The following is a 20,830-nucleotide window of genomic DNA, read 5'->3' as shown; positions in this document are numbered from 1 at the left end:
GCCTTGGGGAATAATGGTCGGCATTGTTTCCCTACTCTGCACACCATGGCCAGCTTCACCCAAGTCATCCTGTTCACCGACACCGACGGTTTTGCCAAGTTTCGCGAGGAGGCGATTCCCTTGAACGAGGGCAACCCGCAGTCCATGCTCTCCGAGGTGTTTGCCTCGGGTGGCTACCAGCTGCGCACCAGCCCGGTGGGTTTTCGCAGCCAGTTCCATTGCTCGGGGCACACGCAGTGGTGCTTTATCTTGCAGGGGCAGATGGAGATCGGGGTACACGGCAGCTCGCGCGTGTTCGGGCCGGGCCAGCACTTTTACTCGGCCGACCTGTTGCCAGACGGCGCCACGTTCGACCCGGCCATTCACGGCCACTGGAGCCGTCAGGTGGGTGAGCAGCCCCTGGTGACTTTGTTTGTGCGGGGCTAGGTCCCGGCCAGACGCTGTGCGGCGCCTTGCAGCGCGCCCGACAGCACACGCTGCACGCCAGGCTGCCCGGCCTTGACCGCTCGCACCAGGCCCGCTGCCACATCGGCTGCCTGCACGGGCAGGTAGTTGGCGGGTACCAGGGGTTTGAGTCGCTGGCTGATCCACAGACCGATGCGTTCGCCCGGTCGCTCGGGTTGGGCCAGCGCTGTCCGGTCCCCCACCAGCAGCGAGGGGCGAACGATGCTGACGCTGGCGTAGCCCAGGGTGGCAATGGCGTCTTCCGCCTCGCCTTTGACCCGGTTGTAGAAAACGCGGGATCTGGCGTCCGCGCCCATGGCGCTGATAACTCCTAATTTAGTAGCGCCTCGCGCAATACCCATGCGGGCCACGGCCATATAAGCTTCGTAATCCACGGCCCTGAAGGCCGCTTGGCTGCCTGCCACCTTGATGGTGGTGCCCAGGCAAATAAAAACATCGTCGATCTGCGGCAGCTCAGGGAGCGCCGCAAAGTCGACGATGTGTTGGATCAGCTTGGCGTGGGTAAGGGGCAGCGTACGCCGCCCCAGACTGTGCACCGCGCGGTAGTGCTTATCGGCTAGAAGAGCCGCCAGAACCTCGTGGCCCACGAGACCCGTTGCCCCCGCCACCAAAGCCACCCGAGCGGCCTCCGCCGCCGTAGCCTCCGCCACCACCACCGTATCCGCCGCCATTGCCACCTCCGCTGCGGCCTCCGCCGCCATAGCCACCGCCACCACCACCGCGGCGTGCGCCGCGACCGGCCATCATATCGACGCTGGTACGCATGGGGTCAGGTTGTGCTGTCGATGGGCGCGGGGCGCGACCTTCGTGGGTGAAGCCTGCTGGCGGCTGGTACTCCGCATTGCCACCGCCTTGGGGACGGCCGCGGCCATGGCCTTGGGGGGGGCGTGCACCTTGGGGGCGGGCGGGCTGTTCGCCACGTCCGCCGGCACCACGTCCGCCGCCATTGCCACCACCGTTTCCGCCACCACCTGCGCGGGGGCCGCGTCCGCCGCCACCGCCGCCGTTGCCACCCTGGCTGGCCTTGCTGTCACGCACACGTTGCAGCATTTCGGTACGGGCCGCTTTGGCAGCGGCTTGCATTACATCGCGGCTGGGCGGCTTGCCCGCGCCGCCCCAGATGGTCTGGCGACCCATGGCGATAGGCTCTCCCTTTTCGCCGGGTTCGGGGCCAAAGCCCTCGATCACCTTGACCTCGATCTTTTGCTTGGTGAAGCGCTCGATGTCCTGCATGAAGCCTTCTTCGTCCAGGCACACCAGGTTCACGGCAGCGCCATCGGCGCCGGCACGACCCGTGCGGCCAATGCGGTGCACGTAGTCTTCGCTCACGTTCGGAATTTCGTAGTTCACCACGTGTGGCAGGTCGTCGATGTCAATGCCGCGGGCCGCGATGTCGGTGGCCACCAGGGCACGCACATCACCGCTCTTGAAGCCGGACAGCGCCTGGGTACGGGCGGCCTGGCTCTTGTTGCCGTGCAGCGCCATGGCGCTGATGCCGTTCTTTTCCAGAAACTCGGCCACGTTGTTGGCGCCAAACTTGGTGCGCGTGAACACCAGCACCTGGCTCCAGTTTTGTTCGTTGATGATGTGGGCGAGCAGGGCTTTTTTCTTGCCACGGCCTACCGGGTGGATCACCTGGGTGATGCGCTGCACCGTGGTGTTGCGCGGCGTCACTTGCACGCTTTGCGGGTTCTTCAGCAGGCCGTTGGCCAGTTCGCGGATTTCATCGCTGAAGGTGGCGGAGAACAGCAGGCTCTGCTTTTCCTTGGGCACCAGGGCCAGCACTTTCTTCACGTCGTGGATGAAGCCCATGTCCAGCATGCGGTCGGCTTCGTCCAGCACCAGCATTTGCACCTGGCCGAGGTCCAGCATGCCTTGTTGGGCCAGATCCAGCAGACGACCGGGGGTGGCCACCAGAATGTCCACGCCTTTTTTGACCTTGGAGATTTGGGGGTTCATGCCCACGCCGCCAAAGATGACGGTGGAGGACAGTTGCAGGTACTTGCCGTACTGGCGCACGGACTCTTCCACCTGGGCGGCGAGTTCGCGGGTGGGGGTCAGCACCAGGGCACGGATGCCGGTGCCGCCAAATTTGTTTTGTGCACTGCGGCTCATGGAGAGGCGGTGCAGCAGGGGCAGGGTGAAGGCGGCCGTCTTGCCGGTACCGGTCTGGGCGCCGCCCAGCAGGTCGTGGCCTTCCAGCACCAGCGGAATCGCCTGGGCCTGGATCGCGGTGGGGGTCTCGTAACCCTGCTCGCGCACGGCTTTGACAATGGCAGGGGCCAGTTTCAGATCTTCGAAGTTCATGGATAGATGCGTCCGTCCGGGACGCTTGGGAATCGGCCGTTCTGCAGGCACAAAGGCCGACAGTCAGTCAAAGGCAGATGGATTCAAAAGTGGGACGCCCTGTGTCGTGGGGTCCCCAGCAAGGTGCTGGTATCGCGGGCAACTGAAGCGCCGCAATGGGCCGTATTGTCGCATGCCTTGCCCTACAGGCCGAAATGAGGTGTTGCAGGTAGGTCCAAACCTGGGCGGGGCGCCGTAACAATCTGTCACGATACTGGTGCAAATGGTCAGGGTTGTGGAGAATGGGCGCACGATGAAAAAATACCTGTTGCGGCGCCTCGGTGTGGCCCAAGATCCGGGAGCGACCAAGCCCTCGCTGCAGGCCTGCATCGAAGCGGTGCTGGAACAAGGCGACGCGGTGGTCGACGACATCATCGCCGGGTTGCAGCTGGCTACGTCCGAGGCCAGCAACAAGGGCTTGCATGCCCGCCAGAACCCCCAGCGCCGCGCTGTGGTGGCGGCTTTGGTGCTGCAAAAGGACGAATTCCAACAGGCTTTTGCAACGGCCCTGCGGGCTGCCGTGTACGGTGGCACTTCGCAACGCAAGACCGCCCCTGCCCGGGTGCGCTTTGATGATTTCCAGTTTCTGGAAGAAGAACAGATCGACGCCAATATCGAACTGGCCATGACCGAGCAGGAGGTGCTGCTGTCGGTGGACACCGTGCTGCCGGTTTTCAATGGGTTGGTCAGCAGCCTGATGGGCTGGAGCAGTGTGCAGGCGCATCTGAACCCGCTCAAGCCCGAGAATTTTGTCTACGCGCTGCGCGAATCCTTGACCCGGTGCATCCCGGCGGATGAAGCCCGTGCGGGCGTGATGGGGCCCGCCGCCAGTCTGCTCGGCGTAGCGCTGGCCCAGCTCTACCGCGAGGTGGTGGACTGGTTGCGCTCCCAGGGTGTGGAGCCCGTGGTGCCATTGACGGGTGGCACGGGCCCGTTTGGTGTGCCCCTGAAAGGAGCCGAGAACTCAGTTACCCGCACCTTGCTGACACTGGACAAGCTGCGCCGCCTGCTGTCTGGGGAGCTGGACCCCAGTGGTGCCGCAGGAGGAGTCAAGGATTTCACCCACACCGTGCCCGCCTCGTTCGAGGCGTTGGAGGACATGAAACTGGTCGAGCCCATGATGAAGCGGCTGGCGGAGCGCGCGCGCCTGGCCAATCCGGCGCGCATGCCCGGGGCGCCATTGGGCATGGCGTCGCGTGCGGCCAAAGAGGCGGTGCGCAGCAAGGCCCTGGGCCAACAGTTGGGCGAAGAGGTGGTGCGCCTGATGCTGGACAACCTGATGCTCGATCGGCGGATGCTGCCGGGCATCCGCCAAAACCTCAAGGCCATGGAGCCAGTATTGCTGCGCTTGTCGCACACCGACCCGCGGTTCTTCAGCGAAAAGAAACACCCGGCGCGCCATTTCCTGGACAAGATCACCAGCCGTAGCCTAGCCTTCACCTCGGTTGACGAGCCGGGGTTTGCACGGTTCCAGAAGACCTTGGACAACGCGGTGAGTGTGCTGGCAGGGGGGGAGGGTGATGCCAACGCTTTTTCACGCCTGTTGCGCAAGCTCGAAGACGGCTGGGCGCAAGAGGAGCAACAGCACCGCCAGCGCGCAGAAGAAGCGGCACGCAGCCTGCTGCATGCCGAACAGCGCAATATGCTTGCCCAGCGCCTGTCGGAGGAGTTCATGGAGCGAGTGGGTAGCAAGCGGGTGCCGGAGCTGGTGGTGAGTTTTCTGCGCGGTCCCTGGGCCCAGGTGGTGGCGGAGTCGCAACTTCGCTGTGCCGATGGCTCCCAGGACGCCGATGGTTACCTCGCCCTGGTGGATGACCTGATCTGGAGCGTTCAGCTGCGCCTGACCAGCCGCAACCGCGCACGCCTGGTAGATCTGGTGCCGCAAATGCTGGTGAAGTTGCGCCAGGGCTTGCAGCGCATCGATTACCCCGAAGACCGCATTCCTCCATTTTTTGATGGCCTGATTAGTATCCATGAGCAGGCTTTTGAAGCCGGTCGGACAGCCGCCAATGAGGAGGGCAGTGTGCCTGCCCGGGTGCCTCGGGTTGCGCTTGCAGAGGGGCGGGCGCTTGTGGATGACGCATTGTGGATGGTTGACGAGGAGGTGACGGACTCGGGCTTCATGCGCGACAGCGAAGAGCCGCCGCCCATGCCCGACATTCCCGAGGCTGCCGACCCGGCCCTGCAAGACACCTGGGCGGCGGAGAGTCTGGGCACTGGCTCGTGGGTGGATCTGGCTCTGGACGGGGTCTGGGTGCGTGCGCAGCTGACCTGGGCCAGCCCGCACCGCACCCTGTTTATGTTCACCTCGTCGGGAGGTTTGGCGCATTCCATGTCCCGTCGCACCATGGACCGCTTGCGCGACATGGGCCTGATCCATCTGGTATCCGATGGCCACGTGATGGACAACGCCCTCGATGCCGTGGCCCAGGCCGCCTTGCGCAATGACCTGGAAAAGGGCGGGGACGGCGCCTGAAACGGGGGGATGTGGAGGTCGGAAGGTGAGGCAGTCGATAATGGCGGTTTTACGCCTCCCGAAATAGATACCGCAATGGCCCAATACGTTTTTTCCATGAACCGCGTCGGCAAGATCGTGCCGCCTAAGCGGCACATTCTCAAAGACATCTCCCTGAGCTTCTTCCCCGGCGCCAAAATCGGCGTGCTGGGTACCAACGGCTCCGGCAAGTCCACCCTGTTGAAGATCATGGCCGGTGTGGACAAGGAAATTGAAGGCGAAGCCATCCCCATGGCTGGCTTGAACATCGGCTACTTGCCCCAGGAACCCCAGTTGGATCCCACGCAAACCGTGCGCGAAAGCGTGGAAGCGGGTATGGGCAAGGTGTTTGCGGCCAAGGCACGTCTGGAGGAGGTGTACACCGCCTATGGTGCAGAAGATGCTGACTTTGACGCGCTAGCTGCCGAACAGGCCGAGCTGGAAGCCATCATTGCCACCGCCGGTACCGACTCCGAGCACCAACTGGAAATCGCTGCTGATGCGCTGCGTTTGCCCCCGTGGGATGCCAACATCGGCGTGTTGTCCGGTGGTGAAAAACGCCGTGTGGCCTTGTGCCGCCTGCTGCTGTCCAAACCCGACATGCTGCTGCTCGACGAACCCACCAACCACTTGGACGCCGAATCGGTGGACTGGCTGGAGCAGTTCTTGCAACGCTACTCTGGTACTGTGGTGGCCATCACCCACGACCGCTATTTCCTGGACAACGCGGCCGAGTGGATTCTGGAACTGGACCGTGGTTCCGGCATTCCGTACAAGGGCAATTACTCCGACTGGCTGACGCAAAAGGGCGCCCGCCTGGAAGCTGAGCAAAAAGGTGAAGAAGCCCGTGCCAAGGCCTTGAAGAAGGAGTTGGAGTGGTCACGCCAGAACCCCAAGGCCCGCCAGGCCAAGAGCAAGGCCCGCTTGGCCCGCTTTGAAGAATTGAGCGACTTCGAATACCAGAAGCGCAACGAAACCAACGAAATCTTCATCCCCGTGGCCGACCGCCTGGGTAGCCAGGTGATCGAGTTCAAGGGCGTGAGCAAGTCCTTTGGCGACCGCCTGCTGATCGACAATTTGAGTTTCAACATCCCTGCCGGCGCCATCGTCGGCATCATTGGCCCCAACGGTGCCGGTAAGTCGACGCTGTTCAAGCTGATTGCGGGTCGCGAGAAACCTGACTCCGGTGAAGTCGTGATCGGTTCCACCGTGAAGATGGCCTTTGTGGACCAGCACCGCGATGACCTGTCCAACGACAAGACGGTGTGGGAAGACGTGTCCGGTGGGCTCGATATTTTGAACGTCGGCAAGTTCCAGATGGCAAGCCGTGCCTACTGTGGTCGCTTCAACTTCAACGGTGCGGACCAACAGAAAAAGGTTGGCATGTTGTCCGGTGGTGAGCGTGGTCGCCTGCACTTGGCCAAGACGCTGATTGCCGGTGGCAACGTGCTGATGCTGGATGAACCCTCCAACGATTTGGACGTGGAAACCTTGCGAGCGCTGGAAGACGCGCTGCTGGAGTTTGCGGGCACCATGCTGGTGATCTCCCATGACCGCTGGTTCCTGGACCGTATCGCCACCCACATTCTGGCCGCCGAGGGCGACAGCCAATGGACGTTCTTTGACGGCAACTACCAGGAGTACGAAGCTGACAAGAAGAAACGCCTGGGTGAAGAGGGTGCCAAGCCGAAGCGCGTGCGCTACAAGGCGCTGAAGTAAACAACTGTTGTTCGCCGTCCAACCAGGGCCCTTGTTATGACCGTGCCTTCTCCCCAATACGCTGCGCTCTACCAAGCCACCATTGAGGAGGCTGCCTTCGGTGGGCAGGCCATCATGGGCAAGCTGGTAGCGGCGGTGCGCAAATCGGTACTGGCGCGTCTGGGAAGCACACGTGACTACCGCGAGCGCCAAGTGCACGAGGAGTCCTTGACGCTGTTGCAAGCGCAAGAGCCGGAGCTGCTGCGGCAGTACCCACAGGCCTTGTTGGCCGCGTTCAGTGGGCCCGTGCTGTCACCCAAAGCCTCTGTGCGCAACATGGCGGACGTACAGTTTGACCAGCTTGAGCTCATGGACGAGGTGCAGGTCCAGGAGAGTGTGAACATGGCGCGCGCACAACAGATGGCTCTGTTGGCGGCCGAAGCCAGCCTGACCGAGCTCAACACCTTGATTTGCGCGACTTTGGGACTGACGACGGTGCGCCCCGAGCGCAACCCCCTGCGCCCGGACGTGTATTTGCAAGCCTTGAAACTGGTGGTGGAACGCGCGCCCGTGTCAGCTGCCTTGCGCCTGGACTGGCTCACTACCATGGGTGTGGCCCTGGGGGCCGAGTTGCGTGAGTTGTACACCCGCTTGGCTGCGCGCATGCGCGCCGAGGGGGTGGTGGCTGCGGGCTATGCCGTGGTGCCCACGCCGGGCGGCGGTGGCGGGCTTGGAAAAACCGTTTCGTCCGACTCGCAAGGCGGCATGCCGGGCAGCACCGAGCGTGAGGCACACATTGCCGCAGAGCTGCGCACACGCCGTGCGGCCGACCCGGCGCTGCTGACCCTGGACCGTTTGCGACAGCTGCTGTCGGGGGAACTTGATGGACAAGGTACGCCCCCCCGGGTGGCGGTTTTTGCAAAGCAGTTTGCCCGCGAGTTTGAAGGGGAAGCGCTGCTGACCCCCCAGCCAGCCCCCCACGATGGCGGCTTTGCCGCCACGGTGCCAGCCGCCTTCGAGGCCCTGACCGAAATGAAGCAGGTGGACCGCGTAGTACAGCGCTTGGAGCAGCGCCGCAGTGCGCCCGTGCGCATGGCACAGGCGGGTGCGGCGCAACTGGCCTGCGAGGCGATTCGTCGCAGTGCCTCCGGTGTGGCCCAGGCCCTGAGCCTGGAGGTGGTAAACCTGATGGTGGACAACATCGCGCACGACCCGCGCCTGCTGGCGCCCGTGCAGGAGCTGGTGCGCAGCCTGGAGCCTGCATTGATGCGCCTGGCGCTGGCAGACCCTCGCATATTTACAGACAAAGAGCATGCCGCTCGCTGTCTGGTGCAGGAAATTACTCACCGTAGCCTGGCCTTTGCAACTGAGCAGACAACCGGGTTTGCCGCTTTTTTCCAAGAGGTCCGCGATGCTGTGGCCCCTCTGACCGACATGGAGGTCCAAGGCCCCGAGCCGTTTGCAATCGTGTTGCTCCAGTTGCGTGCCTCCTGGGATGTGGCAGCCAAGGCCCAGGAGGCCTCGCGCGTCCAGGCCGTGCAAGCCCTGCAAAAGGCTGAGCAGCGCAATCTGCTGGCAGAAAAAATTGCCCGCGAAATTGACTCCCATCCCGATGCGGCACAGGTGCCCGAGGTGGTGATTGCCTTTTTGTGTGGCCCCTGGGCGCAGGTGGTGGCCAACGCACGCTTGCAGGCCGGCGCAGGCTCCAGTGCTGCGGACAAATACCAGGCCCTGATCTCGGCGATGTTGTGGAGTGCCCATCCCGAGCTGGCACGCACCAATGTTGCCAAACTCACGCGTCTGGTGCCTCTGCTCATCAGCACCTTGCGCGAGGGGCTGGAGAGCATCCGCTACCCCGCAACCAAGACCAGTGTTTTTCTGGAAGCCTTGATGGGCTTGCACCAACAGGTGTTTCGTTCTGCGGCCAAGCCTGCCGCTGCACAGGGGGCGGTGGAGGCTGGCGCGCATGTCCACAAGATGCGCCTGGTCGAAGACGGTGACCCCTGGGTGGCCCCCGAAGAGGCGCGTGACTCCAATTTCATCGAATTGCCGGAGACGCAAGAGGTCCCGGCCTCGCAAGTCGTATCCGCTGTAGTGGCACCGGCGGTGCCACTGGTGGCAAGTGCCGTGTCGGGCGGTGCGCTGCCTTTGGGCTCTTGGGTGGAACTGATGGCCAACGGCGAATGGGTGCGTACCCAGCTCACCTGGGCCAGCCCGCATGGCACCTTGTTCCTTTTTACCAGCGCGTACGGCACCACCCAGTCGATGACGCGCCGCACCCACGACAAGCTGGTGGCTGCGGGGCAGCTGCGCCTGGTCTCAGGTCAGCCTGTGGTGGACGGTGCGTTGGATGCCGTGGCCCAGCAAGCCATGCGCAACAGCATGGACTCTACGCTGTAAGCAGGCGCTGGCGCACCAGACCAATGTGGTTGCGCAGCGTGTAGAGCTCGTCGGTGTAAGAGAGCGGAACGATGATTTTTTCGACCTTGCTTTCAAGTGCGTTGAGCTCGGAGATCAGTTCGGGCGCACGGGCTGGCGACTCTTCCAGCCGCTCCTCAATCTCCCGCAGCTGACCGTACCAGCGGAACACGCGCGAGCGCACCCGGAAGGCATACAGCGGTGGCGCGATCTTGCCCAAGGGCAGCAACACTGCAATGATCAGGCCCAGCGCCAACCACATCCGCTCGATCAGGTTGGCCAGGGTAAACGGGATGTAGCGCTGGAGCGAAGGCACGCCGGTGCGCATGGTGCGTTCGGCCTCTGGGGCCAGCGGGTATTCCGCATTGCCTGCATTGGGGAACTCGCGTGCCCGGTTAAACCAGCCTGCCTGTCCATGGATTTGCATGGCCGCTTGTGCCAATAGTTGGCGCAGTGCAGGGTGCACGCCTTCGCGGGCCAGCATGCTGGTGGTGGTAGCGATCAGGTGCACGTCTTGACTGGGGAGTTTGCGTGCCAGATCCACAATGCCGTTGGGCAGTGTGGCGGGTGTGACAAAAGGCAGTCGGCGCGCGTAGGCTTCATTCTGGTGAAAGTCCATCAACCGGATGCCTGGTGTTTGCAGCAGCATCTGCACAATCGGCGCCTCGGGGGCGGAGGCAAACACCACGGCGTCGAGCTGCCCTTGCAACAGTTTGACCGTGGCGGGGGTTTGGTCCAGCTGCGATAATGTGATGTTTTTGGGGGCCACGCGGTTCATGTCCAACAGGGTCTGCATCAGTGTGGGCACGCCACTGCCAGAGGCCCCCACATTCACCCGCATATGGGCCAGCTGCGTGAGCGAGCTGAGTTGCCCGCTAGGCGTGACAGCCTGCGCAGATGCGCTGCGGTAGAACAACCAGATCGGTTCGACAAACAGATTGCCCAGCGTCAACAGAGACTCCGCTTCAGGTTCGTCTGGCTGGGGCTGGGCGGAGGCTGTTCCTCCCTGTACAAATCCCGCGTCTGCCTTGCCGCTGCGCAACAGTTCCAGATTCGCCGAAGACCCATCGGTGGGCAACAGCACCACCTCGATACCGCTTGCCTGCAGGGCCTTGGCATAGCGCTGGCCGAATTCGGCGTAGGCGCTTTGTGCGGGGCCCGTGGCGAGCGTGATGGTCTTCGGCGGCATCGGGTCCAACCACCAGTAGGCCAGCCACAGCAAGCCTGCGGCGGCAATCACAAAAGGGCTGGCAGAGGTCAGCAGGTCGCGCAGCGACAAGAGCACGTAACGCACGGACTTGGGCAATCGGGGCGGCGTCATGGCAATAGCTTAGAGCGGGTGCTCGGTGTAAAAACGGCCGCCATGGAAGAGCAGGGGTGCTGCGCCGACCCGATGCGCACAGCGTTCCACCTCGCCCACAAAAATGACATGGTCACCTTCTTCATAGCGGCTGCGGTTAAAACATTCGAAGGTGGCGGCCGCATCCTCCAGCAACGGTGCACCACTGGCACCCAGCGTGAAGGCCACGCCTTGGTAGCGGTCCACATCCTTGGCGGCAAACTGGCGGGCCAGTTCTTGCTGGTCAGCGCTCAGGATGTTGATGGCGTAGTGCGATCCGGTACTGAATGCAGCCATGGCGCCTGCGCTGCGGGCCAGGCTCCACAGCACCAAAGGCGGCGCCAGCGATACCGAGTTGAAGGAGTTGGCGGTCAAGCCCACCAATTCACCTGCGGGGGTGCGGGTCGTGACAATGGTGACGCCAGTGGCGAACATGCCCAAGGCCTGGCGAAACTGGGACGTCGAAAAATCTGGGGAGCGCGCTTGCGGCGGCGTATTAGGGGGGCGCATCCCCGCAATTTAACTGGTTTTGGGCCGCACCACGTTCAGTCAGCGGGCAAAAGCGCTTGCAGGTCGGCACCCTACAATGGCGCCATGCGCTTTTTACCCTGCTTTCCTTTGGTGTTTGCTATGTTTTTTGTAGCTGCTAACGCAAATACTACAAGGGCTTGCGTCGATTATGCTTCGAAAATACCGAATGTCACGCCCGCCCAGTGCGAGGCCGCGGGCATGCGGGATATGCAGGGCCGATCAGCCCGGGGGCGCACCTTGTGGGGTACGGATATCCAACCCGCGGACGCCAACTTCCGGGTTTTGGTGGTCGGGGGCATCCATGGCGATGAAATGTCCTCCAGCTCGCTGGTGTTCCATTGGATCGGGCTGGCTCACAAGCCGCCGGCCGACATGTCCTTGTCTATCCATTGGCGCTTTATTCCTTCCTTGAATCCAGACGGTTTGTTTGCCAAGCCGTCCCGGCGCACCAATGCCAATGGCGTGGACCTGAACCGAAACTTCCCCACGCCCAACTGGGCGCGCGATGCACGTGTGTACTGGGAGTCGCGGACCAAACGCGATCCGCGTCGCTGGCCCGGAAACAGGCCCCTGTCGGAGCCGGAGTCGCGCTTTCTGCTGGAGCAGATGGACAGTTTCAAGCCCAACTTGATCGTGAGTGTGCACGCGCCTTACGGGGTGTTGGACTTTGATGGCCCGTCGGTTCCCCCCAGTAAACTCGGGCGCCTCTATCTGGACCAGGTCGGCATCTTCCCGGGGTCGCTGGGCAACTACGGTGGCATCCACAAGCGGGTTCCCGTCGTCACCATTGAACTGCCCAGCGCCTCGCGCATGACGCAAGATGCCGAGACACGGCAGATGTGGATGGACCTGTTGCGTTGGACTTCCGAGCGCCTGGGCCCCGCCCAGGTGGCCAAGACCCCCTGAAAATTCCCCCGCTGTGTGCAAGACACGATGCGGGGTACGGTGTACGGCTCTTTGTGCTTACCCGGCCGGGTTGAGCTGGCTGTGCGCTTTGTCTAGCCAGACCTGCAGGTTGTCCAGCAGGCCCTGCTGGCTGAAGGAGCAACTCTCCTCACTGAACAGGGCGCTGGACTCCAGCCGGTCCAGCAGCTGCAGCAAGACCTCGCGGTAACGGGGTCCCAACGCCTCGAGCAAGGCCTCCTGGGTACGCGCTAGCGCTGACAAACCGTGGGCACCCAGTGCGCCGGAGCGCAGCTGGGTCAACCCCGCCTGCAAGGCCTGCCATTGCACAAGTGCGTTGGAAGGCATGGCCGCTTAGTGGCCCAGGATCTTGGACAGGAAGTCCTTGCTGCGCTCGCTCTGCGGGTTGTTGAAGAACTCGTGCGGCGTGTTTTGTTCCACGATCTGGCCCTGGTCCATGAAGATCACGCGGTCGGCCACGGCCTTGGCAAAGCCCATTTCGTGGGTCACGCAGATCATGGTGATGCCCTGGTTGGCCATCTCGATCATCACGTCCAGCACTTCCTTGATCATCTCGGGGTCGAGTGCTGAGGTGGGCTCGTCGAACAGCATGATCTTGGGCTTGAGGCACAGGGCGCGGGCAATCGCCACGCGCTGTTGCTGACCACCGGAGAGCTGCAAGGGGTACTTGCTCGCCTGCTCGGCAATACGCACGCGCTTGAGCTGCTCCATGGCCTTTTCTTCGGCTTCCTTCTTGGGCATCTTGCCCACCCACATGGGCGACAGCGTCAGGTTTTCCAGCACGGTGAGGTGGGGGAATAGGTTGAACTGCTGGAACACCATGCCGACTTTCTTGCGCACGTCGTCAATGGCTTTCACATCGTCGGTCAGCTCCACGCCGTCCACGGTCAGGTTGCCCTGCTGGTGTTCTTCGAGGCGGTTGATACAGCGGATCAGGGTGGACTTGCCGGAGCCGGAGGGGCCGCAAATCACGATGCGTTCACCCTTGGTGACGGTCAGGTCGATATCGCGCAGCACGTGGTAGTTGTTGCCGTACCACTTGTTGACTTTGTTGAAGGTGATGATGGGTTCAGACATATTCGTTCCTTAGCGGAGTTTGCTTTTGTTGACTTGCTTTTCGATCCACAGGCTGTAGCGGGACATGGCAAAGCAGAAGCCAAAATAAATCAGGGCGATGAACAGGTAGCCTTCAATCTTGAAGGGGCGCCAGTCGGCATCCGAGTTCAGGGCCAGGCTCATGGCACCGGTGAGCTCGTAGAGGCTCACGATGGTGACCAAAGAGGTGTCCTTGAAGGTGGAGATGAAGTTGTTCATGATGCCGGGCACCACCATGGCCAAGGCCTGGGGCAGCACGATCTTGCGCTGGGTCTGCCAGTAGCTCAGCCCCAGCGTGGCGGCGGCTTCAATCTGGCCCTTGGGCACGGCTTGCAGGCCACCGCGAATCACCTCGGCCATGTAGGCTGCGGCAAACAGGGTGATACCAGCCAGCACACGCACCAGCACGTCGATGTTGAAGCCCTGGGGCATCAGCAGCGGGAACATGAAGGAGGCCATGAACAGCACGGAAATCAGCGGCACACCGCGGATCAGCTCCACATAAATGGTGCAAAAGGTCTTGATGGCCGGCAGCTTGGAGCGGCGGCCCAGGGCGATCAGCAAGGCAATGGGGAAGGCCATGGCCATGGACAGCGAGGCCAGCAGAATGGTCAGTGGCAAGCCACCCCAGCGGTCGGTCTCCACGCGACTCAGGCCCAGCACGCCGCCATACATCACCACAAAGAAGAAAGCCAGCACGGCGATCCACAAAGGTACCAGCCAGGCTTTCCAGAAGGAACGCATGCAACTGCCGGCGAGCAACGCACACAGCAGCAGGGTGGAGATCAGCGGGCGCCATTGCTCTTCAAAGGGGTAGCGACCGAAGATGATGATGCGGAATTTTTCCGACACCACACCCCAGCAGGCGCCTGCACCTTCGGCATTGCACAGCTCGAACTTGGCTGTCCAGACGGCATTGAACAAAGCCCATTGCAGAAAGGGCGGCAGCACTTTCAGCAGCACCGCAGCCACCAGCAAGGTGCCCACGGTGGTCTTCCAGTCGCCAAACAGGTTGCTGCGGATCCAGGCCACCAGCCCTTCCGTTTTCACGGGGGCGGGGCGCGCAGCGATAGGTTCAAAAGTAGTTGCGCTCATGGTCAGGTCTTTAGCGTTCTTTGATGGCAGAGCGGGTGTTGTACCAATTCATCGTCACCGAGGTGAACAGTGAGGTGCTCAGGTACACCAGCATGATGATGGCAATACATTCCACGGCGCGGCCGGTCTGGTTGATGGCCGTGTTGGCAATCGACACCACGTCGGGGTAACCAATGGCGACCGCCAGTGAGGAGTTTTTGGTCAGGTTGAGGTACTGGTTGGTCACGGGCGGAATGATCACGCGCAACGCTTGTGGCAGCATCACCAGGCGCATGGTCTGGCCACGGCTCAGACCCAGGGCTGCGGCGGCTTCGGACTGACCCAGGGCCACGGACTGGATACCGCCACGCACCACCTCGGAGACAAAGGCCGCGGTGTACACGGTCAGGCCCAACAGGACGGACAAATACTCCGGCGTCAGCGCACCACCGTTTTCCACGGCAAAGTCACCTTGCACCGGCATGTTCAGGGCCGTGGGTGCACCGCCCAGAACCCAGCCCAGCACGCCACAGGCCAGCACAATGGCCACTGGCACCCAGAACATGCTCTTGACCTTGCCGCTCGCTTCAAACGCGCGGTAAGCCCATTGGCGGTACAGGTAGGCTGCCACCACACCGGCCAGCAAACCCCAGGCACCCCACACATGGCCGCTGGCCCATTCGGGAATCGGGAAGTTCAGGCCGCCCTTGCTCAGGAACAGCGGGCCCAGCGTCAGCGGTTCGTTGGAGGCGGGCAGCACCTCGGTGAACAGCAGGTACCACATCAGCAGTTGCAGCAGCACCGGGATATTGCGGAAGAATTCCACATACACCGCACACATGCCGCGGATCAAGGCGTTGCGCGAAAAGCGCCCCACGCCAATCAACACGCCCAGGATGGTGGTGAGGATGATGCCCACCACGGCCACGCGCAGCGTGTTGACAAAACCGACCAGGTAGGCGCGCCAGTAGGACTCACCCGAGTCGAAGACAAACAGGCTCTCGCCGATGTCAAAGCCGGCGGGGCTGGACAAAAAGTCAAAGCCACTCTGGATGCCACGCAACTTCATGTTGGTGGTGGTGTTGTGGGCCAGGTACAGCACGGTGACCAGGACCACCACGATGGCGATCACCTGGTACAGCAGGCCGCGGAATGCCTGGCTGCGCCAGGACCACGATTTCTTGGGAGGAGAGGAGGGGGTGGACATAGCAGCCCTTAGATGAACGAGAGAATCACGTAACCATTTGAAAAGGGCAGCGCATGGTGTTTGCAGCTGCCCTTTTTCAGAACGAAGCCAGTGTTAACCGCTTCGCAATACCGACTTAGCGGACGGGAGGAGCGTATTGCACGCCGCCCTTGTTCCACAGGTTGTTCAGACCACGTGGCAGTTGCAGCGAGGATTTGGGTCCGACGTTGCGTTCGAAGATTTCACCGTAGTTGCCGGTGGTCTTCACAGCACGTGCCAGCCATTCCTTGTCCAGGCCCAACAGCTTGCCAGTGTCTTCGGTAGAGCCCAGCAGACGGCCGATCACGGGGTCTTTGCTGCTGGCCTTCAGTTCGTCGACGTTGGCAGAGGTTACGCCCGCTTCTTCGGCTTCCAGCAGGCCGTAGATGGTCCACTTCACGATGGTGGTCCACTCGTCGTCACCACGGCGCACCATGGGGCCCAGGGGTTCCTTGGAGATCAGCTCGGGCAGGATGATGTGGTCGGCGGGGTTCTTGGCCACTTTGTTGCGGGTGGATGCCAGACCAGACGCGTCAGTGGTGTACGCCACGCAACGGCCTGCGAAGTACGCACCTTCAGCGGCTTCCAGCTTTTCAAACACGATGGGCTTGATGTTCAGGCCGTTGGCTTTGGAGTAGTCGGTCAGGTTCTTTTCGGTCGTGGTGCCGGATTGCACGCACACGGTCTGGCCCTTGAGCTGCTTGGCGCTCTTGAGTTTGCTCTTCAAGGGAACCATGAAGCCTTGGCCGTCGTAGTACGTCACGGCGGTTTGGGTCAGGCCCAGGGAGGCATCACGGGTCAGGGTGAAGGTGGTGTTGCGCGACAGCACATCAATTTCGCCAGACTGCAACGCGGTGAAACGGGCTTGGGCATTCAGGGGAACGTACTTCACCTTCTCACCATCACCCAGCACGGCGGCGGCCACGGCACGGCACACGTCCACGTCCAGACCGGTCCACTTGCCGTTGGAATCGGCCGCACCGAAACCGGCCAAGCCCGTGTTCACACCGCAAACCACTTGACCACGCGCCTTGATGGCGTCCACGGTTTTGCCGGCGTGTGCGGGTGCTGCCAACACGGCGCCCAACGCGGCGACCATGGTGGCCAGGGTTTTCAGTTTATTGATGCTCATAAGTAGTTTCTCCAAATAAATGAATCAGCAGGGTGCACCACATTGGTGTCTGCCACCCGATTCTGACGCTGAACTGTAGCGCCGGTGGGCAAGTGCCCTCATCCGGGTTTACCATCGAGGCGGATGCAAAAAAATCATAACCTGATTCTTTGGCATCCCAACTCTCCGTGTCTGATGGTTAGCAGAAACCATGCCACGACGGCCTGTTTCCGGCGGCCGGCCATGGTTCTTTCGCATAAGGTTATGCGCTTTGTGTTGGGGTGTGGTGTCCGCGCCGCACCGGGCAGAATCAAGACCATGCGCACCTCAGTCGATCTCACCTTGGGCAAACCCCTGCAGGGCTGGCGCCTGCGCCTCTACACCATCATTTTTGAGGCCGACACCCGTGCCGGTCGCCTGTTTGACCAGTGGCTGATTGCCGTCATCCTTATTAGTGTTGCCGTGGTGGTGGTCAGCAGCGTCCAAGGGGTCGACACCCGCTACCACAGCGGGCTCACTGCGTTGGAGTGGCTGTTTACCGTGGCCTTCACGATCGAATACCTGGCGCGCCTGGCTTGCGTGCGCCACCCCATGCGCTACGCGCTGAGCTTTTATGGCGTGATTGACTTGCTGGCCCTGCTTCCCACCTATGTGGCCCTGCTGGTGCCCGAGGTGCACGCACTGATCGATGTGCGCATCCTGCGCTTGCTGCGTGTGTTTCGCGTGTTCAAGCTCACGGCCTATGTGTCGGAATACCAGTCGCTCGGGCGCGCTTTGGCCGCCAGTCGGCGCAAGATCTTGGTGTTTTTGTCGGCGGTGCTGATGATTGTGCTGGTCATGGGCACGCTGATGTATGTGGTGGAAGGTCCGGGCAACGGCTTCACCAGCATCCCCACATCGGTGTACTGGGCGATCACCACCATGACCACCGTGGGTTTTGGGGACATCACCCCCAAGACAGACTTGGGCAGGCTGATCTCTTCGGCCATGATGCTGCTGGGCTGGGGCACACTGGCCGTGCCCACCGGCATCGTCACCGCCGAGATGACGGCCCGCCGCGCCGCCGAACCCACCACCCGCACCTGCCACGAATGCCTGACCGAAGGCCACTTGCCCGAGGCGCGCTACTGTCTGCACTGCGGCGCCCATTTGCCAAGCTACCTGCGCGAAACCCCCTGACCGACATCACTACAAGGAGACAAAACCATGTTTGAAACCGCGATTGCAGGCAGCCTGCCCAAACCCGCTTGGCTGTCGGAGACCGAAAAGCTCTGGCCCCAGTGGAAGCTGGCCGGCCCCGAGCTGCAACAGGCCAAGGCCGATGCCACACTTTTGTGGATCAAGGCGCAAGAAGACGCCGGCTTGGACGTGGTGGGTGATGGCGAGCAAAGCCGCCAGCACTTTGTGCACGGCTTCCTGGAGCAGGTGGAGGGCATCGACTTTGAGAACAAGGTCACCATGGGCATCCGCAACAACCGCTACGACGCCCAGGTGCCCCAGGTCATCGCGGCGTTGCGCCTCAAGGGCCGGGTGCACGCCTTCGAGGCCCAACTGGCACGCGCCCACACCAAGAAGAAGCTCAAATTCACCTTGCCCGGTCCGCTGACCATTGTGGACACCGTGGCCGACCGTTTTTATGGCGACAAGAAAAAAATGGCGTTTGCGTTTGCCGAGCTGCTGAACCAGGAAGCCCTGGCGCTGCAGGCCGATGGTGTGGACATCATCCAGTTCGACGAGCCGGGCTTCAACGTCTACATGCAAGACGCGGTGGACTGGGGCGTGCAGGCCCTGGAGATTGCCGCACGCGGCCTGACCTGCACCACGGCCGTGCATATTTGTTATGGCTACGGCATCAAGGCCAACAACGACTGGAAAGAAACGCTGGGCCAGGAATGGCGCCAGTACGCGCAGGTGTTCCCTGCGCTGGCGGCGAGCAGCATCCGGCAGGTGAGCCTGGAGTGTTTCCACTCGCACGTGCCGCCCGACCTGATGGCGCTGCTCAAAGACAAGGACGTGATGGTCGGCGTGATCGATGTGGCCAGTGACGTGATTGAAACGCCCGAGCAGGTGGCGGACACCATCGGCATGGCCCTGCAGCATGTGCCGCGCAATCGCATCTTCCCCTGCACCAACTGCGGCCTGGCCCCCATGAGCCGTGAGGTGGCGGTGAAGAAGCTGGAGGCCCTGGCCCAAGGCGCCGCTCTGGCGCGCCAGCGTTATGGCCAGGTCGCTGGCGGTGTGACTGCATGAACCCGCGCACCCTGCCCGAAGGGCGCCCGCAAGACCTGGGCTTTGCGCCCGATGCCACCAAGGCCATCATCGGCGTGCTGCAGGCCGAAGTGGCCCGCCAGCGCTTGCCTGGTGGCGTGGCGCTGGTGGCCCGCGCGGGCAAGGTGCTGCTGCACAGCGCCTTTGGCCAACAAGACCCGCAGCGCGGCGTGCCCATGGCGCGCGACTCCCTCTTCCGCATCTACTCCATGACCAAACCCATGGTCTCGGTGGCGGTGCTGCAGCTCATGGAGCGCGGCAAGCTCTTGCTCAGCGACCCGGTGTCCAAACACCTGCCCGAGTTTGCCGGGGTGCTCGTGGCGCACGACGTGTTCGGCACCATGGCGCTGCAGCCCCCGCTGCGTGAACCCACGGTGCACGACCTGCTGCGTCACACCTCGGGCCTGACCTACGAAATTCTGGGCAACGACCCCATCCAGCTCCAGTACGCCAAGGCCCGCCTGGGCATGCGCGACATGCCCAACCGCGCCTTTGCGCAGACGCTGGCGCGTATTCCCTACCGCTTCGAGCCCGGCACCGTGTGGGAGTACAGCCGCGCCACCGACCTGCTGGGTGCATTGGTGGAAGTGGTCAGCGGCCAAACGCTGGGCGCGTTTTTGCACGACAACATCATCAGCCCGCTGGGCATGGTGGACACCGGCTTTGCCGTGCCCCCCGAGCAGCACCACCGCATTGCCGAACCCTTCGAGAAGGACCCCGATGGCGCCATCCCCATGCGCCTGCTGGACCCGCGCAAGCCCGCGGTCATGGAGGCCGGGGGGGCGGGCTTGGTCTCCACCGCGGCCGACTACGCCCTCTTTCTGCAAGCCCTGCTGGATGGCGGCACGCTGGGCAGTGCCCGTCTGCTCAGCCCCGCCACCGTGCGCAGCATGACGGCCGACCACCTGGGTGACATCGCCCCCTACCGCGCCGGCCGCTCTGGTGAACTGCTGCCACCAGGCCATGGCTTCGGGTTGGGTGTTGCCGTGCGGTTGGAAGACGGGCTGTCGCCCGTCAGCGGCAGCAAGGGGCTGTATTACTGGGGCGGCATTGCGGGTACCACCTTTTTTGTGGACCCCGCCAAAGACTTCTTCGCCATCCTCATGGTCCAGGCGCCCAACCAGCGCGACTACTACCGCCCGCTGTTTCGCAACCTGGTCTACGCCGCCCTCGACGATTAGGCCGGCCTGGTTGGGGGCGTCCCTCAGCAGCCGGTGGTGCGCAAAATCAGCTGGGGCTGACCGGTGCCGCCGTAGTTGTAGGCCAGCGAGCAATGGGTGGGCGTGGGCGCGTCGGCCAGCACCCAGCCCGCGTCGCCGCCGGGCAGCGTGCTGTTGCCGTAGCCATAAAACGTGAACCGGTTGAACACAATGGGTGTGGTGGACAGATACCCGCCGCCGGCAATGGCCGAGGCGCCCTGCAGCGTCATGCCGATGCCATCCCACCAGCGGTCCGGGTAGCCGTTCCACAGGCGGATGGTGCTGCCCTGCATGTTCAAAAAATTGAGCTGGGGGTTGGCACTGGTGGCGCTGCCGCGCAGGGCCGTGGTCACCTTCACCGTCTCCATGGTGGTGCGCACCGCGCCCAGCAGGCCATTGAGGGTCGCCACCCGGGCGTCACTGCCCAGGTTGACAAACTGGGGCAGGGCCAACGCCGCCAGCACCCCCAGGATAAGCACCACCATCACCAACTCAATCAACGTAAAACCCCGACTCGCCCGCATAGTGCTCCTGTGCAATTAAGAGCATTTTAGGCATGTAGCCCGCGTTGGATATGCGCGAATAGCTATGAAAACCATAGCAAATTGGCGCGATGCGCCAGGCGGACTTGCCCCCGGCACCT

At 62.6% G+C, this 20,830-nt stretch carries 18 protein-coding genes; 8 read left to right on the top strand and 10 right to left on the bottom strand.

The window, feature by feature from the left end; translation table 11 throughout:
- Positions 1–45: 45 nt before the first annotated feature.
- On the top strand, positions 46–426 hold the full coding sequence (locus AC3WS7_RS17525) for a cupin domain-containing protein (RefSeq protein ID WP_296471429.1): 381 nt from the start codon (positions 46–48) through the stop codon (positions 424–426).
- Here AC3WS7_RS17525 and AC3WS7_RS17520 read toward each other — a convergent pair.
- Together AC3WS7_RS17520 and AC3WS7_RS17515 are read right to left on the bottom strand one after the other, a co-directional pair.
- Entirely contained in the window at positions 423–1,052 is a 630-nt protein-coding gene (locus AC3WS7_RS17520; protein ID WP_492657250.1) for a Rossmann-fold NAD(P)-binding domain-containing protein, read from the bottom strand. The genes AC3WS7_RS17525 and AC3WS7_RS17520 overlap by 4 nt on opposite strands.
- Positions 1,015–2,772 (bottom strand): DEAD/DEAH box helicase, encoded by a 1,758-nt coding sequence (locus tag AC3WS7_RS17515; RefSeq protein ID WP_492657249.1) that lies wholly within the window; start codon positions 2,770–2,772, stop codon positions 1,015–1,017. The genes AC3WS7_RS17520 and AC3WS7_RS17515 overlap by 38 nt, the downstream gene beginning before the upstream one ends.
- Before the next feature lie 292 nt (positions 2,773–3,064).
- Between AC3WS7_RS17515 and AC3WS7_RS17510 the strand changes: the two genes are divergently transcribed.
- The 3 genes from AC3WS7_RS17510 to AC3WS7_RS17500 all read left to right on the top strand — a co-directional run bounded on the left by AC3WS7_RS17510 (position 3,065) and on the right by AC3WS7_RS17500 (position 9,403).
- The gene (locus tag AC3WS7_RS17510; RefSeq protein ID WP_492657248.1) at positions 3,065–5,287 is read left to right on the top strand and encodes a DUF1631 family protein; all 2,223 of its coding nucleotides are present in this window, start codon (positions 3,065–3,067) and stop codon (positions 5,285–5,287) included.
- Positions 5,288–5,362: 75 nt separating this feature from the next.
- Positions 5,363–7,024 carry an energy-dependent translational throttle protein EttA gene (gene ettA, locus AC3WS7_RS17505; protein ID WP_296471436.1) on the top strand — a complete coding sequence of 554 codons (1,662 nt, stop codon included), beginning with the start codon at positions 5,363–5,365 and terminating at the stop codon, positions 7,022–7,024.
- A gap of 36 nt (positions 7,025–7,060) precedes the next feature.
- Complete coding sequence (locus AC3WS7_RS17500; protein WP_492657247.1) at positions 7,061–9,403, top strand: DUF1631 family protein; 2,343 nt, start codon at positions 7,061–7,063, stop codon at positions 9,401–9,403.
- Here the strand turns inward: AC3WS7_RS17500 and AC3WS7_RS17495 are convergent.
- Positions 9,393–10,742, bottom strand: a complete 1,350-nt coding sequence (locus AC3WS7_RS17495; protein WP_492657246.1) for a TAXI family TRAP transporter solute-binding subunit — start codon at positions 10,740–10,742, stop codon at positions 9,393–9,395. The genes AC3WS7_RS17500 and AC3WS7_RS17495 overlap by 11 nt on opposite strands.
- A 9-nt stretch (positions 10,743–10,751) precedes the next feature.
- Positions 10,752–11,195 (bottom strand): flavin reductase family protein, encoded by a 444-nt coding sequence (locus AC3WS7_RS17490; RefSeq protein WP_492657245.1) that lies wholly within the window; start codon positions 11,193–11,195, stop codon positions 10,752–10,754.
- Between the two features lie 159 nt (positions 11,196–11,354).
- Here AC3WS7_RS17490 and AC3WS7_RS17485 point away from each other — a divergent pair, with 159 nt between their 5' ends.
- Positions 11,355–12,197, top strand: coding sequence for a M14 family murein peptide amidase A (locus AC3WS7_RS17485; RefSeq protein WP_492657244.1), 843 nt, complete (start codon positions 11,355–11,357; stop codon positions 12,195–12,197).
- A 57-nt stretch (positions 12,198–12,254) separates the two neighbouring features.
- Here AC3WS7_RS17485 and AC3WS7_RS17480 read toward each other — a convergent pair whose 3' ends face one another.
- The 5 genes from AC3WS7_RS17480 to AC3WS7_RS17460 form a co-directional block, all read right to left on the bottom strand.
- Positions 12,255–12,542 (bottom strand): hypothetical protein, encoded by a 288-nt coding sequence (locus AC3WS7_RS17480; protein ID WP_492657243.1) that lies wholly within the window; start codon positions 12,540–12,542, stop codon positions 12,255–12,257.
- 6 nt (positions 12,543–12,548) lie between these two features.
- Positions 12,549–13,292: an amino acid ABC transporter ATP-binding protein gene (locus AC3WS7_RS17475; RefSeq protein WP_105262548.1), complete on the bottom strand. Its 744-nt coding sequence runs from the start codon at positions 13,290–13,292 to the stop codon at positions 12,549–12,551.
- Between the two features lie 9 nt (positions 13,293–13,301).
- Positions 13,302–14,405 carry an amino acid ABC transporter permease gene (locus AC3WS7_RS17470; protein ID WP_296471450.1) on the bottom strand — a complete coding sequence of 368 codons (1,104 nt, stop codon included), beginning with the start codon at positions 14,403–14,405 and terminating at the stop codon, positions 13,302–13,304.
- A gap of 10 nt (positions 14,406–14,415) precedes the next feature.
- A complete protein-coding gene (locus AC3WS7_RS17465; RefSeq protein ID WP_296471451.1) occupies positions 14,416–15,591 on the bottom strand; it encodes an amino acid ABC transporter permease in 1,176 nt (391 codons plus the stop codon).
- Between the two features lie 115 nt (positions 15,592–15,706).
- The gene (locus AC3WS7_RS17460) at positions 15,707–16,741 is read right to left on the bottom strand and encodes an amino acid ABC transporter substrate-binding protein (protein WP_492657242.1); all 1,035 of its coding nucleotides are present in this window, start codon (positions 16,739–16,741) and stop codon (positions 15,707–15,709) included.
- Between the two features lie 297 nt (positions 16,742–17,038).
- Here AC3WS7_RS17460 and AC3WS7_RS17455 point away from each other — a divergent pair, with 297 nt between their 5' ends.
- The 3 genes from AC3WS7_RS17455 to AC3WS7_RS17445 are packed head-to-tail and all read left to right on the top strand — an operon-like array spanning position 17,039 to position 20,169.
- A complete protein-coding gene (locus AC3WS7_RS17455) occupies positions 17,039–17,899 on the top strand; it encodes an ion transporter (protein WP_492657241.1) in 861 nt (286 codons plus the stop codon).
- A gap of 27 nt (positions 17,900–17,926) precedes the next feature.
- Entirely contained in the window at positions 17,927–18,970 is a 1,044-nt protein-coding gene (locus tag AC3WS7_RS17450; protein ID WP_492657240.1) for a methionine synthase, read from the top strand.
- Entirely contained in the window at positions 18,967–20,169 is a 1,203-nt protein-coding gene (locus tag AC3WS7_RS17445; protein ID WP_492657239.1) for a serine hydrolase domain-containing protein, read from the top strand. Before AC3WS7_RS17450 ends, AC3WS7_RS17445 begins: the two co-directional genes overlap by 4 nt.
- A 23-nt stretch (positions 20,170–20,192) precedes the next feature.
- Here AC3WS7_RS17445 and AC3WS7_RS17440 read toward each other — a convergent pair whose 3' ends face one another.
- A complete protein-coding gene (locus tag AC3WS7_RS17440; protein ID WP_492657238.1) occupies positions 20,193–20,711 on the bottom strand; it encodes a type II secretion system protein in 519 nt (172 codons plus the stop codon).
- Positions 20,712–20,830 lie beyond the last annotated feature (119 nt).

It is taken from the genome of Rhodoferax sp. EU05-FHT12H12 (assembly GCF_058791215.1).
The sequence above is the reverse complement of the archived record's forward strand: the minus strand, read 5'-3'. Positions and strand labels throughout refer to the sequence as shown.